Origin of the sequence: Streptomyces sp. ADI95-17, assembly GCF_003846175.1 — a bacterium.
GTDB classification, from domain to species: domain Bacteria; phylum Actinomycetota; class Actinomycetes; order Streptomycetales; family Streptomycetaceae; genus Streptomyces; species Streptomyces sanglieri.
Map to the genome: position 1 here is coordinate 494,605 of NZ_ML123051.1, position 15,032 is coordinate 509,636.

Genomic DNA, 15,032 nt, shown 5'->3' on the forward strand with positions numbered 1-15,032 from the left:
TTTTGTGTTGGCCGCGAAACAGTTCGGACGGTTGCCCTCGACATTGGTGAAGCGCAACTCGGCGCCGACGTAGGGCACTCTCTGCAAACGCTCAAGCGCATCCCCGTGGGCCAGGAGGAGCGGTCGGGAATGTCGGTGACCTCTGTCGACCCGGGTGCCGGGTTCGTTCGGTTCCGCCGAGGGCTTAGGCCGACGTCCACGCCTTCCTCGGGATCTTCAGTGCAGCCTGGTGGATATGGCAACGGTGATAGTCATTCCGAGGAATACGACCGCCACCGGCCCGTCTCGACAGCCAGTCAAGGAAGGCGTGGGTGCCACCGGCGGAGTCGGGACGGATGAGCTCCTGCCGTCCTCGCCAGAGCTTGAGCAGTTGAGCCGGAGCGAGTTGGGTGATTCAGGCGTTCATACGCAGCCGGGAAGACATCTTTGGCTCCCGCGTTCTGTTCCTTGGTACGCCGGGAGCCTGACTCCCAGCCGATATACATGATGGTCCGCTGCGGGCAGTCCGGCGTATCGCTGCCCGTACGTCGGTCACCATGCGCCCCTGACCGGCGCGGGCCGGGCCCGCCACACAGGGGCAGCGTTGTCGTACTCGTGCTGTAGAACGCTGTCTGACAGCGACAGTCGCCCAGCCCCGTGTCGTAGCCACCGGGGCCCTGGCGTGCCGTGGCGGCGTTCGTTCCGAGGGAGATCGTGGTGGTTGAGTTGTACAGGGGGCCGGGCAGGCGCATGAACAGCGTGCCGTTCGTGAGCAGGTCAGCCGAGCTCCGCCGGCTCGATGCGGCCCTGCAGCACATGGGAGCCGGTGGTCCGGCCCTCGTCGATGTCACTGGTGAGGCCGGTATCGGCAAGAGCCGGTTGCTGGCGGAGTTCAGTACCCTCGCCCGCCGCCGCGGGGCGGCCGTGTTGCGCGGCCGGGCTACAGAGTTCGAACGGCACAGCCCGTTCCAGCCGTTCGCCGACGCGTTCGCCGACCTCGACCAGCGCGTGCTCGGGGTGTTCCCGTCGCTGCGGGAGCTCCTTCCGGTGCTGCGGGGAAGGACCGAGCCCTCGGGCGAGCCGTGGAACAGGGACCGTTTCGGCCTCTACCGGGCCACCTCGGACGCACTGCGCTGCATCCGGGGCGCGCGGCTCGTCGTGGTCCTCGACGACCTGCACTGGGCGGACCCGGCGTCCCTGGAACTCGTCGACCACCTCGTGCGGCACCCTGTGAAGGCCCTCTTCCTGCTCGTCGTGTCGCGCCGCGACCGCCAGGCCCCGGCGGCGCTCACCACGGCGCTGGCGCGCGGGGCCGATACCGGCGCGGTGCTGCGGATCTCTCTCGGCCCGCTCGACGAACGGGACTGCGTCGAGGAACTGGCCCGCGACCTGCCGCAGCAGCGGGCGGCCGAGATGTACGCCGCGAGCGAGGGCAACCCGGTGTACTTCCTGGCACTCCTGATGGCACATCGCACCGCCCGGCTGCCCGGGCCCCCGGTCCGGGACGGTGGTCCGCCCGCAGGCCTGGAAGCACTGCTGCTCGACGAGCTCGCCCCTCTGGACCCAATTGAGCGCGGCACCGTAGAAGCCGCCGCCGTATTCGGCGACCACGCCACGGCCGACCTCATCGCCGCTCTCACCGGCTCACCCGTCCCCGACGTCGTCGAGGCCCTGCGCGGGGTCATGCGCCGCGATCTAATCCGTACGGACCAGGCCGGACGCCGTCTGGCACTGCACCACCCGCTGATCCGGGCGCTGGTCCACGACAGCACCGACCCCTGGCGGCGGCAGGAGCTCCACCGCAGGGCGGCGGCCGGACTGGCCGAGGCCGGCGCACCCCTCGCCGAGCGGGCGCACCACATCGAGCGTTCACTGACCGGCTGGGACCCGGAGGCCGCCGCGATCCTGACCAGCGCCGCCGAACAGACCGCCGTGACGGCCCCGGCCGCCTCGGCCCACTGGCTCGGTGTCGTCCTCGCGATCCTGCCCAACACCCCCGGACTCCTCGACAAACGCCGTGAGCTGATACTGATGCGCGCCGGGGCGCTCGGCACGACCGGGGCGCTGTGGAACAGCAGAGACCTATTCCACCGAGTGATCGACATGCCCGCCGACAACAAGGACGGCGAGGACACGCTCCGTACCTCCGCCGTCGTGCAGTGCGCCGTCATCGAGCGTCAGCTCGGGCGCTACGCCGAGGCCGACGCGCTGCTGCGCCGCGAACTGGACCGGAGGCCCGGGCCGTCACCGTCCCAGCGGATCGGTCTCGTCATCGAATGGTGCTGCCGCGCGCAGTTCGTCGCCCGCTTCCCCGACGTACGGGAAGAACTGGCCCAGGCGTTGCGCGGCGCCCGCGATCTGGGTGACGGACTCGGCGAGATGGGCGCCCTGACGCTGGCCGCCATGAGCGAGGCGTACGAGGGTGACACGGCCGAGGCCCGTCGGCTCGCCCGGACCGCGGCGGGGCTGGCGGACGCGCTCACCGACGGCGACCTCGCCGGGCTGTGCGAGCCCCTGGTCAGACTGGGCTGGGCCGAGGTGATGCTCGACCGGTACACGGACGCGGAACGGCACACCGACCGGGGCGTGGACATCGCCCGACGGACCGGCCGGCCCTACATGCTGTCGCAGCTCCTGCTGTGCAAGGCGTACACCCACTTCCTGACCTGCCGGGTCACCACGGCGCTGGAGCTGGCCGACGAGGCCGCGACCATCGCCCGTGCCCTGGGCAGCGGCAAACTGCTCGGCTTCACCCTCGCGATCCGGTCCCTGTTCCTCATGCAGGCCCGCCCGCCGGGCGATCCGGACGTCCTGGCCGCCGCCGAGGAGGCGGCGGCAGCTGTGGAAGGCGCGGGCCAGAGCTGGTGGTCCACGCTGGCACGGTCCCTGCTCGCCTTCGCCGCGATGGGCGCCGGTGACCCGCACCGGACACGGGACCTCCTGCTGGAGACGGGCGGGAGCAGGGACCTGTCCCGGATTCAGCCCTCACTCCTCCCGGAGTTCCTGGAACTGCTCGTCGCCGCAGCCCTGGCCGTCGGTGAGACGGAAGAAGCCGAACACGCGGCCGAACGCGCCCTCAAGGAGGCCGAACAGATCGACCTGCCGACCCGCCGGGCAGCGGCGCTGCGAGCCCTCGGCCGGATCGAGGCGCACCGCGGGGACCCGGCCGCGGCAGCACGGGCGTTCACCGAAGCCGCCCGGGAGAGCGCGCTGTCCGGGGCGACCCTCCGGGAGGCCCAGAGCCTGCTGCTCGGCGCCGCGTTCACCAGAGCCGCCGGTGACGGCGCCAGCGCGGCCGCCATGTGGCGCCGCGCCCGCCAGCAGGCCGCCGAGGGCGGGGCCACGCTGCTGGTCGCCCTGGCCGACCAGCAGCGCCCGGAGGTGCTGGGTGACACGGACGGGGCGGCGGAGCCGTCCGGACCGGCCGCTGGGCTGGCCCAGCTGACCTCGCGGGAACGGGAGATAGCGGAACTGGTCGCAGAGGGTCTCACCAACCAGGCCGTGGCCTCCCGGCTCTGCCTCAGTCCGCACCGTCGAGAGCCACATCGCCCGCGTCTACCGCAAGACGGGCGTCCCGTCCCGCGCGGCCCTCGCCACCCTGGTGGCCCGCCACACGGCTACGGCACCGGGCACGCCACCACCCTCGTGACCAAGTGCCGTCGGCCGGACGCGGACCGGAACGCTCCTCGGCCGAGCGTCCCGGAGGGCCTCCGTGCCGTGGAGTGCGGGTCGAATAACCACCGCCGGTGTCGCCTGGGGCGAGCAGCTCGTCGAATGGCAGCCGGGCTGTCTGGACGAGGCGACCCTCTCCTTCGTGATGTGGCGGGCCTGCGGTGCCGGGCCCATCCGAGCATGGCGCCGTCTCTCCCGTGTGCGTCTCGACCGGCGCCGGTGTCAGTAGAACTACGCAATCAGCCACGGAAACCACCGGAACCTTCCTGCTCATGACCAACGGCCTGGTCACATGTTCTACGTTCTGTCAGGTCCGGCGTCCGGCCTGCCGGGGTCCGTTGTCAGTGCACCGTCCAGGAGTCCTCACCATGAGCGAAGTCATGAGCAAATCCCTTTTTGCTGCTGTCGCGCCTGACCGTGGCGGTGACCCCGCCGAGGGTGCCGCACTGGTTCGTTCACTGATCGCTGACGGGGCGGATGTCTCGGCGCACGACGAGCAGGGCGCCACCCCGCTGCACCGGGCGGTGAAGGCCCCGTACAGCGCCGACGACCCGCTGCCTTCCCTTGAGGTGATACGGGCGCTGCTGGAGTGCGGCGCGGATGTGCACGCCGTTGACAACCACGGTGTCACCCCCGCCGCGTGGGCCGTGGCCTTGAACGACTCCGAACCGGCGGCCTGGGCGAAGCGTTCCGTGGAGGTGCTGGCCCTGCTCGTCGAGCACGGCGCCCGGCTGGACGGCAAGATCCGCTCCGCCACTGGCGGGTCCCTCGCCCACGAGAGCTGCGCAGCCGTACCGGTCTACGCCTTCCTGCTCGACCACGGCGCACCGACGGACGCGGTCGACGATCGCGGAGACACTCCGCTGCACGCGACCGTCGGCTCGGCGCGACCGGGGCTGGTGAAGCTGCTGCTGGAGCGCGGCGCCGACGCCGCCGCGGTCAACGGCCTCGGCAGGACCCCGCTCGGGATCGCCCTGCGCCTGCCGGATTACAGCGAGAAGCAGCGGCAGGCACGGTCGGAGATCGTGGCTCTGTTGGAGGCTGCGGGGGCCCCGGCGCATGTGCGGTATCCCGTGGTGGAGGGCGGGCCGCTGCCCATCGACATGGAGGCGCTGCGGCAAGCGGCCGGGGTGATGCAGGCCGAGCTGGCCGAGGTGTGTGAGGCCGCCGGGATCCCGGACGACAGCGGCTGGCTCACCAGGCGGGTGGAGCCGGACTTCGACAGCTACCAGGACTTCGTGGCCGGACTGGGCTACGGCTGCGATCCCGACCATCTGCCGCATCTTCCCGAGTTGTGCGCCAGGATGCTCGGCGGGACGGGTGCGACGCGCACCCTGGTCGGCGACCAGTCGGTGGACACGCCGTTCTTTCATCACGGCGACCTGGTGGTGAAGGGCGGCCTGGATGTGGTGGCCTCCTTCGTGGTCACCGGCTCCCTGGCGGTCGAAGACGTGCTGGCGGACGGCGGCCCGGATTCGGTGGTGGCCATCCGCGGCGGGGTGACGGCCCGAGGGGTGTTCACCGACGGCGAGATGTCCGTCGGCGGAGACATCGAGGCCGACGTCGTCTATGGCTACTACAACGACAACACGCTCCAGGCGGGCACCATCCGCGCCCGCCTGGTCATCGAGGACGAGCACGCCACGATCGCGACCGTGGAAGCCGACCTCCACTTCGACCTGGACGACTTCCAGCAGGGGCACGGCGACGGCGTCCAGGAGCAGTTGCGCGAGCTGCTGGTGGACGAGGTCTTCGCCGTCGACGAGGACGGGGGCAGGGAAATGTTGGACCGGGGTCTGCTGTTCGCCCGGCTCCGCGAGGGTCTGCCGGTCTTCCGCGCGGACTCGCAAGCCGAGGCCCACTGAGCGCATGTACCCGTCGGCCTGGCGGCCCGCCCCAGCCGACCGCGCCTCGCACTTCCCCCACCGAATCCGCCTTACCGGGCACTTCACCCCACGGAGCAACCACAGATGACCAATGACGAATCCCAGAGCGGCCCGTCAGTATCCCCCGCCCTCACAACGGTGCACTCACCCGTGGGGTACCGCCTCATCAGCGCCCAGGAGGCGGAGGAGCGGTTCCGGGTCTCCGCCGATGTCGGCTACCCGTACGCCGAGTTCGCCGACGAGCAGGAGATCCGCTTGTACGAGGGCGGTCTGCATGTCGCGGGCCATCTGGAGCCGGAGGGCGACAGCGACTGGGTGCCGTACAACACCGTCGTGGACGGTGATCTGACCGTCGACGGTGACCTGGACTGGTGGGACGACTGCGACGGCAACTTCCTCATGGTGACGGGCAGTCTGCGGGCCCGCAACGTGTTCCTGTCCGGCTGCCCCAACGTGGTGGTGCGCGGGGACCTGGAAGTGACCGGCGGCATCTGCGGCTCATACGGGGACGGCGGTTGGCTCGTGGTGTGCGGGCGGACCCGCGCCCGGATCGTCATCAGCGTGTCGTACTTCGGCATGACCTTCGCCGAGCAGCCGCAGGCACTGCTCGTCGCCGAGAACGGGCCGTCCAACTGCCCGGTGGACTTCACCGACGAGGAACTGGACACCGTCCTGCTGCCCGAACTCCTCGACGATGACGGCACGGCCGACGAGGGGAAGATCGCGGAGGCCTTGCGCGAGGGGCGGCAGGTGCTGCGCGCCGGGGTCCGGCCGAGCCATCTGGCCGCCCTGGAGGAGCTGGACGCGCTGCTGGTGCGTGCGGAGGAGGTGACAGGACTCGACCTGTCCGGACGCAAGCTGAGGCACTTCCCCGAGCAGCTCCTCTCCTTCCCCAACCTGCGGGTCCTCTCCCTGGAGGGCAACGCCGAGCTCAAGACAATCGACCCGCGCATCGGCGAGCTGGCCGCCCTCGAAGAACTCCACCTGGCCGGGACACAGCTGACCGGGCTGCCCGAGTCCATCGGCCGGCTGCGGAACCTGCGGCTGCTGGACATCTCCGACAACGCCTTCACAGCCCTGCCGGACTCCCTCGGCGACCTGGACCGCCTGGAGGTGCTGCGCGCCGCATGGCTGACCTGCCCGCTCCCCGACACGCTCGCCCGGCTGCACACGCTGCGCGAACTGGACCTGTCCCGCCAGCACCAGAGCCGCTACCACTGCGACACCCTGGTCGACTTCCCCCCGATCGTCACCCGCCTGACCGGACTGAGGACACTCGACCTGTCGTACGTCTGGCTGGCCTCCGTCCCCGACGAGCTGCTGAACCTGACCGAACTGGAGGAACTCAACCTGAGCAACTCCCTGTCCGCCCGACTGACGCGGCTGCCCGACCTGGCCCGGCTGCCCCGGCTGCGCGTCCTGCGCCTGAACGGCAGAGCCCCGGGCTCCAACCAGCCCCCGCCCAGCCGCGACCTGCTCTCCGGAATCTGGGACATCACCACCCTCGAACACCTGGAGATCGACCGCTGGGGCAAGAAAACGTTCGACGGCCGGAAGGCGCGCACCGCCTTCCGCGCGCTGCCCGACGACGCGTTCACCCACCTGTCGAACCTGCGGCACATCGACCTGTCGTTCAACGAACTCACCACCCTCCCAGAGTCGTTCTTCGGACTGCGCCGGCTCGAGTTCGCGGGCCTGCGGTACACCAAGCTCGACCGGCCCACGCTGGAGCGGCTGCGCGCGATGTTTCCGCGGACCCGGCTCGACCTGCGAGACACCGGCACCAAGGAGGTCGTCCACGACCCGAACTGGCAGTCCGTGCACGCCCTGGTCAGGACCGGCGCCGAGAAGCAGGCCGCACAGGACCACGCGGCGGCCGTCACCGCCTTCGAGGAAGCCGTCGCGCTCTGCGTTCCGGGCGCGTGCTACTCCGACTACGACCGGCTCTACGCCCACTACGGCCTGGTCAACGCCCTCGGCCAACTCGCCGACAACGCCCCGGACGCCGACCGCCCCGAACCGGCCACGAAGCTCATCCGTTACGCCGAGCAGACACTCTCCCTGATACCCGGCACGATCTGGCACTTCACCGACGAGGGCGCCTTCCAGGAAGAGGTCAAACGCCGCACCGGCAACGCCCTCGCCTGGCATCTGCTGCACAGCGGCGAACCCGAGCGCGCGCTCGCCGCCGTCGAGCAGGCACTGACCGTCGCCGACGCCCCGGAGTACGACTTCGTCCGCGACACCCAGGTCCGCGTCCTGCTCGCCCTCGGCCGCACCGACGACGCCTACCGGGTCGCCGACCAGATCCTCACCCGCGACCCCTCCTTCGGCGACCTCACCGACATCGCCGCCCTACCCGAATTCCAGTCGTGGCGGCAGACCCAGCGCACCGCCGCACCCGAGGCCCCGGGGAGCGCCCGGTGAGACCCGACCGCGCCGTACCGTCGCCCGGCACCCGCCCACTCGACGAACTCGACCAGGCGCCCTGGGCCGAACTCCGCCACGCCTACGGCCCGGCGACCGACGTCCCGGAGCAGCTGCGCGCTCTGGTCTGCGGCGACGGGGAACACCGGACCCAGGCGTGGGACCGTATGTGGTCCGCCCTCTACCACCAGGGAAGCGTCTACGAGGCCACGCTCCACGCCGTGCCGTTCCTGTTGCACATGCTCGCCGAGGAGACCACACCTCACCCGGCCCGCGTCCTCGTCTCCCCGCCTTCGTCGCCGAATGCCGAGCACGGCTTCAGGCAATCCTCGCCGACGCCGCTACGCGTTGAGCGGTATCCCCGGCACACGAGGAAGCGCAACACAGCGCAGGTTCCATGACACACAGCGGAACGCCGCACGGAATGAAGCACCTTCACCGACACGCTCTCCACTCAGTTCGTCTCACCGAAACTGCACCGCCCAGGTCGCACGTCATCCACAGGCACTCCGGTCTGACTTACCTCGGTGAGGCCGGGGCGATCCTCCTGGCCGCGGAGATGCAATTCGTCCGCGAGAGCGTCCCGCGCATCCGCAGCTACGCCACCGCCAAGATGGGGTCCAGCCAAGGTGAGGCCAAAAGCCACAACGGCTCTGCCGTGACCTACGAGGTACTGCCTTCGAGCTGGCGCGGAACGCGGGAGGCACGCAGTTCGCGCAGTCGGGGATGTGGTTGTAGAGGGTATCGTCGGAGACGCCGAGGAGTTTCGCGATGGACTCGATGCTGTTCTCCGGGTTGGGCAGCATGTCGCGAGCCGCGCGCAAGAGCTCGGGCGTGATGACCGAGGGGCGCCCGCCGGTCCGGCCGCGGGCGCGGGCGGCGGCCAGGCCCTCGTTCGGTTTGTCATCCGGTGTCTCGCAATCAGTCCCGTTCAAAGCAGTGAGAGCGGCCGATGACGGAGAAGCCGCGGCGCTCGTACCAGTGCCGTGGCCAGTCCGTCGCATCCGCGGTCAGGAACCGGGTATCGCAGTCCTTGTCGGCGGCCAGGCGCAAGGCGGTGGTCAGGACGGCATCGGCGTAGCCGCGCCTGAGGTGGGCCTCCGAGGTGACCAGGTCCTCGATCTGGGCGGTGCCAGTTGCCGGGTCCAGATAGAGGTCGGCCCATGAGGCGACCTCGCCCCCCTCCGTGCGGGCACCGAGGAAGTGAACGACATCGGCCCCGCGGCGGCGAGCCTCGCGGCGGTCGACGAGGTGGCGTATGACCTCGTCGTCGACATCCGGGAGGAGGCCCCGCCATCGCCGGGCGAGTGGGATACGTATCGCGCCGTGCCAAAGTGATCAGCCCTCCGGACGGCGCTGTCCCTGCTGACCCCCGCGCACCAGTTCCCGACGGGCGTGCCGTTCCACCCCGACCGGCGGGCGGCGGTCGACTGGGCGCGCGGCACTGGCGGGCTGATTCTGGAGGACGACTACGAGGGGAGTTCCGCTACGACCGGCAGCCGGTCGGCGCGCTCAGGGGCTCGACCCAGAAGGCGTCGTCCACCTGGGGACGACGAGCAAATCCCTGGCGCCGGGCTGCGGCTGGGGTGGATGGTGCTGCCGGAGAGCCTGGTGGAGGAGGTGATCGAGGCGAAAGGGCTGAGCGACTGGTCGTCGAGCGCGCTGGAGCACCTGACGCTCACGGACTTCATCGCGTCGGGCGCGTACGACCGCCATGTGCGGGCGATGCGGCTGCGCTACCGCCGCCGACGCGACCAACTCGTCGCGGTACTCGCGGAACGGGCCCCCGGTGTCCGGGTCAGCGGTATCGCCGCCGGCCTGCATGCCGTGCTCGAACTCCCGGAGGGCGGCGAGGAGGCCGCGCTCCGGGCGGAGGCCTGGCAGGGGCTCGCGCTGGACGGGATCTCGCGCTTCCGGCACCCGCAGGCGCCGCCGGGGCGCGACGCACTGGTCGTCGGCTACGGGACACCGACCGACAGCGCGTGGGCGGGAGCGCTGGAGGCTCTCTGCCGGGCGCTCTCCTGAGGCCGGGTACCGCGGAACCCCGGGTACGGATCACTTCTCCGAGAGGGGGCGTCCGGCCGCTCCGTCCCGCGTCTGCGGCCTCCCGGTGGCCGCGGTGGCTGGACGGGAACGAGTGATGGTGCGGCCAAAAGAGCGGGCCGTCATGTGCGGCGCCCGCAGCCCTCCGATCCGCAGACCGGACCGGAAGAGCCGGCTCAAGGATCCGACGGTGATACCGGAAGCGGCGGCCGGCAGGGGGCGCCGGCGCCCGGTACGGGCGTCCGGCGAGGGTTCCGGATGATCACGTGTCCGTCGGCGACGGTGCGCCGGGGGAGTCTGCCGCGGAGCGCTGGGGGACGCCACCGATGCGGACCGCGCGGGCGCTGTCGGGAGGGACGGGCCGGCTGCAGGCGTCGCAGACGGTGCGCGGATGGAGGACCGCGCCGCAGTCGTGCCGGAACACCGTCGGGGCCTCTCCCTCGGTCACGTAGTGGTCGCCCCACTCCTTGAGGGCGAGCAGGACCGGGTGCAGCGCGAGTCCGGCCTCGGTCAGCGTGTACTCGTAGCGCGGCGGGTGGGCCTGGTAGAGCTCCTTGGCCAGGACGCCGTTCTCCACGAGCTTCTTCAGCCGGGTGGTGAGGATGTCCCGGCTGGCGCCGGTGTTCGCGGCGATCCGGTCGAAGCGGCGCACCCCGAAGAACACCTCCCGCAGCGCGAGCAGGCTCCAGCGCTCGCCGATGACGGCGAGCGAGTTCGCGATGGAACAGGGGCGCGGGCGGGCGACGGTCATGGGTGTGGACCTCCGGGGAGTGGGCGCCGTGCCGGGGCGGCACGGCGCATGCGGGCGTCGCTCCGGGTGCGGAGCTCGTCGGCCGCCGGGAGGTTCCGGGCTCACCTGCCGCCCCGCAGTACGTCGTCCATCGTCTGCCTCCCGGGCCGGTTGACCTCTCATCCTAGACCAGTGGGTTGGAAAAAAAGACCCATGAGGCGGAGCCTGGGGGCGGTCCGGATCAGAGTGCATTTGTTTTTCAAACTAACTCCCTTATAGTGAGTCCTGTTTTCCAACTATCTGGCTCGGGCATTCCTCGGGCCCGACCGAACGAGGAGACCGGAATGAGGACTTCACCACCCGGCAGCACGTCTGTCACCGATGAGGCGGTGGCCCGGATCGACCCCCTGTGGAGGTCCTGGGCGGGCGCGCACGGGGGGCATGTCGCAGCGGCGGCGCTCACCGCCATGCGGGAACAGGGCGTCGGGCAAGGCCGCCCGCTCCGCGCCCTGACCGCGCACTTCCTCGCCCCTGTCGACACCCGTCCGCTCGGCCTGTCCCTGACCGGACCCCGTAGGGGACGTCGGGCCTCCACCTGTCTCTTCACGGCCCATCAGGACGGAGCCGCGGTGCTCGCGGGGTCGGCGCTGTTTGGCTCCGGCCACCCGGGGCCCGGCTATGACGGGCGGGCCTTCCCCCAGGTACCGGGTCCGGCCGACTGCGTGCCCCTCGACCTGCCCGGCGGATTCGTGGCCTTCGCCCAGCAGGTGGAAGTGCGACCCGCCACCGAGGCGCTGCCCCTCGCCGGGGGCGAGCTGGCCGAGCTAGTGGCCTGGGTGCGATTCACCGACGGGCGGCCGCTGGACGAGGCCGCGGTCGTCACCCTCACCGATGTCCTCCCGCCCGCCCTGTTCGCGTGCTGGCGCACCCCGCGTCCGGTGCCGACCGCCGAGCTGACCATCCACTTCGCCGACACGCCGGCCTCCGAGGTACTCACGGACCGGGCCCTCGTCCGGATCCGTACCGAACAGGCCGGCGGCGGCTGGGCGGTCGACGACAGCGAGGTGTGGTCGGCCGACGGCCGACTGCTGGCCCTCGCCCGGCAGGCCCGCGTCGTCCAGGACGCCCCCCCGGAGAACGCCCCCTCGCCCTCGGCAGCCCCCCGGGAGACCTCGTGAACACCGGCGGAGCCATCGCGCTCGTCACCGAAGCAGGCCGCGGACCGGGCCGCGCCGTCGCCCCCGTCCCCGGAAGGAACGGTGGCGGGGCCCCGGCCGACGTACTCCCCGTGCTCTCCCGGCACACGCTGCCGCAGACCGGCTCGTACGGCACCTTTGAGTCGGCGGCCCGGCCGATGACCAACGCGGTGCGCGAGGAGCTGCGTGCGCAGGGCACCCGCACCGTCGCCGTGCACCCGGAGTTCATCGACACCGACATGGCCGCCCACGTCGACCGGGCCGGGATCATCCCTGCCGACGTGGTCGACCAGGTCCTCGACGCCGTCGAGGCCGCCCGCGAGGAACTCCTCGCCGACGACGTCCCCCGCCAGGCCGGGGCCATGCTGTCCGGAGGAGCGAACCATGACCACTGAGCTGCGTGACACAACGGCCGAGGAGCGCGACGACGCCCGCGGCAACCGCCCCGGGCCGGTCCTCGTCGCCGCGTGCCTGGGACTGTTCACGGTGTTCCTCCAGACCACCCAGACCATCGGCACGCTCGGCGCCGTCCAGGCCGATCTGCGCCTCGCCCCGGCCGACATGGTGTGGGTGCCGAGCATGTACACCCTGGTCGTGGCATCCTGCGTACTCGGCGCGGGCGCCCTGGCCGACCGGTGGGGTCGCAAGCGCGTCTTCCTGACCGGGACCGCGGCGATGGCCGCAGGCGCTCTGGTGCTGGTCCTCGCCGACAACCTGGCCACCCTCCTCGTCGGCCAGGCGATCGCCGGTCTGGGCGGTGCCCTGATCACCCCCAGCTCTCTCGCGCTGATCACCCACGCCGTCCGCGACCCGCGCCGCCGTGCCGGGGCGATCGCCGCATGGGCGGCCACCTCCGGGCTGGGCCTGGCCGTCGGCCCCCTTGTCGCGGGCCTCGCACTGCGCTGGTGGACCTGGCACGCGGCCTTCTGGCTCAACCTCGTCATGGCGGGCCTCGCAGCGATCGTCGCGCTCGGCCGGGTCGCCGAGTCCCGCAATCCGGCCCAGCGCCTGGACTGGGCGGGACAGTTCACCGCGATCGCAGGTCTCGCGCTCCTGGTCTTCTGGCTGATCGACGGCGGTCACCACGGCTACGGCTCCGCACGGGCCCTGGCCGCCGTTGTGGCAGCGGTCCTTCTGCTGGCCGCCTTCGCTCTGGTAGAACTGCGCCGTACCGCCCCCATGGTCGACCTGCGGCTGATGCGTGATCCCTCCTACAGCGTCTCCCTCCTGCTGGCCGGGACCGTCCTGTTCGGCTTCGTCGGCCTCAGCCTTCTCCAAGTGCTGTGGCTGCAGCGGGTACGGGGCCTGACCGCCCTGCAGGTGGGCGTTCAACTTCTTGCGGAATTCGGTGCGTTCATCGCCGCCTCGGTCCTGGCTGGCATACTGGTGCGCCGGCTCGGGCCGCGCGTCCTGATCACGGCGGGCCTGCTGTTCGCGGCCGTCGGCGCCGTCCTCTTCGCGCAGGTCGGACCGGGCACCGCGTTCGCCGGGTACGCCGCTGCGTTTGTCCTGTTCGGCTTCGGCTGCGGTCTCGCCAACGCCCCGTCCACCGCCCTCGCCGTCGGCCACGTCCCACCGGGCCGCGAGGGCGAGGCGGGCGGCACCGTCAACGCCGCCCGTCAGATCGGCGCCGTCCTCGGCACCAGTATCCTCGGCACACTGGTCACCACCCGCTTCGAGGACCGCGTCGCCCACGTCCGCGACCCGCGCATCGCCTTCACCGACGCGGTCACCCACACCACCTGGGTCGCGGTCGCGGTCCTCGGCGCCGGCGCCGTATTGGCACTCGGACTGTCGGCCTGGTCCCGCCGCAGGGCAACCGCCGGGTGACCGGGGCGAACGAGGCAGGGCGGGAAGCTGAACGCCACCCGGGCCGACGAACCTGAACCGCCTGCCCGCCCGTTTGCCCGCCTGCCCGTCCGGCGCGGTTCGCGAGGGCGGGCGGTTCAGGCGCGGGCGGGGCGGGTTCAGACCGGTTCGGGGGTGTCCTGCGGCGCCTCGCCGAACCGGGCCAGGGCCAGCGCGCCCGCCACCGCCACCACGAAGCCGACGACGGGCCGCGCAGTCGCCAGCAGTCGTGCCACCCCGTCGGCACAACCCGACAATCTCGGCCTTGAACTCCGGCGTGAATGAACGGCGAGGGCGGCGAGGCTTTTTCTTCCACATGCTCTCCATGAACAGAGCCGAGCCTGCCAGTTGATCATGCTGCCTCGCCGGGGATCCCCAAGATCCCCGACAGAGTCACCGCCACGACTTTGCCGACGCCCTGAGGCTCAGACGTGTTCGCCATTACTATCTTCCGCATACCATTTACCACAGTGCTTCTTCTCGCGCGGGTAAAGAATGCAAACCCGTACGGAATGGTCTGCGTTATTGAAAAACCCGAAGCGGATGCCTATTCCGATTTCGGAGATTTTAGTCGGCCCACACACCATGTTGGGTTTACTGTTCGGGAGTGCGTTGCCGAGCGTCCTCTCCAGGGAGATCTTTACGTCGGGGCGTTTGGTCGAAGTGATTTCCGCGTAGGTCTTGTCGGAGATCCTGTACTGCCAGAGGCGGACGTGAGTCGACTTGTAGGATGCGCCGTACCCCTTTAGGCGGGCGTTCAGGTCCGCCAGAGGGGGCGCGTCACAATGACGAGTCACTTCACGGGTTGCTGCGGGACTAGCTGGGGCACTCGTGGCCGGGATGAGCAGCGTGGCAGAAACAGCTGCGACACTCAACACAGACTTGACGAACATTTATGACTCCTCTCGCTGTCTCCGGGGCTTGGGGACCGTGGGATGCCGCCGTGACGGCCTGATCCGAGCGCCCCGGTTCTTCGGTCTCTGAAACGTCCGGCAGGCCCGGCCCGTATTAACGGGCCGGGCGACCCTTAAGACGTTAGGGCGTGCGGTTTTCTTGGGCCAGCGTGCATGGTGCTCAATGTCGGGTGCGGGTTGTGCACGGTGCTCAGACGGCCCGGATGTTGGCGATGTGGAGCATGTGGACGATGTCGTGGATGCCGGTGCCGGCGGTGAGGAGATCGAGGCCCAGGACGGACTCGGCCGTGCGCAGGTGCGTGCGGATCGTGTTGCGGTTGATGCCCAGGGCGCAGGC

At 70.8% G+C, this 15,032-nt stretch carries 9 protein-coding genes and 2 pseudogenes; 8 read left to right on the forward strand and 3 right to left on the reverse strand.

Features of this window, described 5'->3' with window-relative positions; all coding sequences use genetic code 11:
• Positions 1-747 precede the first annotated feature (747 nt).
• From EES42_RS37165 to EES42_RS37180, 4 genes are all read left to right on the forward strand, one after another.
• Positions 748-3,927 carry a helix-turn-helix transcriptional regulator gene (locus EES42_RS37165; RefSeq protein WP_241196840.1) on the forward strand — a complete coding sequence of 1,060 codons (3,180 nt, stop codon included), beginning with the start codon at positions 748-750 and terminating at the stop codon, positions 3,925-3,927.
• A 92-nt stretch (positions 3,928-4,019) separates the two neighbouring features.
• The gene (locus EES42_RS37170) at positions 4,020-5,516 is read left to right on the forward strand and encodes an ankyrin repeat domain-containing protein (RefSeq protein WP_164495470.1); all 1,497 of its coding nucleotides are present in this window, start codon (positions 4,020-4,022) and stop codon (positions 5,514-5,516) included.
• A 171-nt stretch (positions 5,517-5,687) separates the two neighbouring features.
• Positions 5,688-7,964, forward strand: a complete 2,277-nt coding sequence (locus EES42_RS37175; protein ID WP_124722572.1) for a leucine-rich repeat domain-containing protein — start codon at positions 5,688-5,690, stop codon at positions 7,962-7,964.
• On the forward strand, positions 7,961-8,365 hold the full coding sequence (locus EES42_RS37180) for a hypothetical protein (protein ID WP_124722573.1): 405 nt from the start codon (positions 7,961-7,963) through the stop codon (positions 8,363-8,365). The genes EES42_RS37175 and EES42_RS37180 overlap by 4 nt, the downstream gene beginning before the upstream one ends.
• Before the next feature lie 520 nt (positions 8,366-8,885).
• Here EES42_RS37180 and EES42_RS37190 read toward each other — a convergent pair.
• Positions 8,886-9,287 (reverse strand): annotated as a pseudogene (locus EES42_RS37190) (GNAT family N-acetyltransferase); the annotation flags it as partial.
• A gap of 39 nt (positions 9,288-9,326) precedes the next feature.
• Between EES42_RS37190 and EES42_RS37195 the strand changes: the two are divergent.
• Positions 9,327-9,989 (forward strand): annotated as a pseudogene (locus EES42_RS37195) (PLP-dependent aminotransferase family protein); the annotation flags it as partial.
• A 280-nt stretch (positions 9,990-10,269) separates the two neighbouring features.
• Here the strand turns inward: EES42_RS37195 and EES42_RS37200 are convergent.
• Complete coding sequence (locus tag EES42_RS37200) at positions 10,270-10,758, reverse strand: winged helix-turn-helix transcriptional regulator (protein WP_124722574.1); 489 nt, start codon at positions 10,756-10,758, stop codon at positions 10,270-10,272.
• Positions 10,759-11,081: 323 nt separating this feature from the next.
• Here EES42_RS37200 and EES42_RS37205 point away from each other — a divergent pair, with 323 nt between their 5' ends.
• From EES42_RS37205 to EES42_RS37215, 3 genes are read left to right on the forward strand one after another with little or no spacing between them, the layout of a single operon-like run.
• Positions 11,082-11,915 (forward strand): acyl-CoA thioesterase, encoded by an 834-nt coding sequence (locus EES42_RS37205; protein WP_124722575.1) that lies wholly within the window; start codon positions 11,082-11,084, stop codon positions 11,913-11,915.
• Complete coding sequence (locus EES42_RS37210) at positions 11,912-12,328, forward strand: Rossmann-fold NAD(P)-binding domain-containing protein (protein ID WP_124722576.1); 417 nt, start codon at positions 11,912-11,914, stop codon at positions 12,326-12,328. Before EES42_RS37205 ends, EES42_RS37210 begins: the two co-directional genes overlap by 4 nt.
• Positions 12,318-13,763: an MFS transporter gene (locus EES42_RS37215; RefSeq protein ID WP_124722577.1), complete on the forward strand. Its 1,446-nt coding sequence runs from the start codon at positions 12,318-12,320 to the stop codon at positions 13,761-13,763. The genes EES42_RS37210 and EES42_RS37215 overlap by 11 nt, the downstream gene beginning before the upstream one ends.
• Before the next feature lie 443 nt (positions 13,764-14,206).
• On the opposite strand, the gene EES42_RS37220 is transcribed toward EES42_RS37215, so the two are convergent.
• A complete protein-coding gene (locus EES42_RS37220) occupies positions 14,207-14,674 on the reverse strand; it encodes a hypothetical protein (RefSeq protein WP_124722578.1) in 468 nt (155 codons plus the stop codon).
• Between the last annotated feature and the right edge of the window lie 358 nt (positions 14,675-15,032).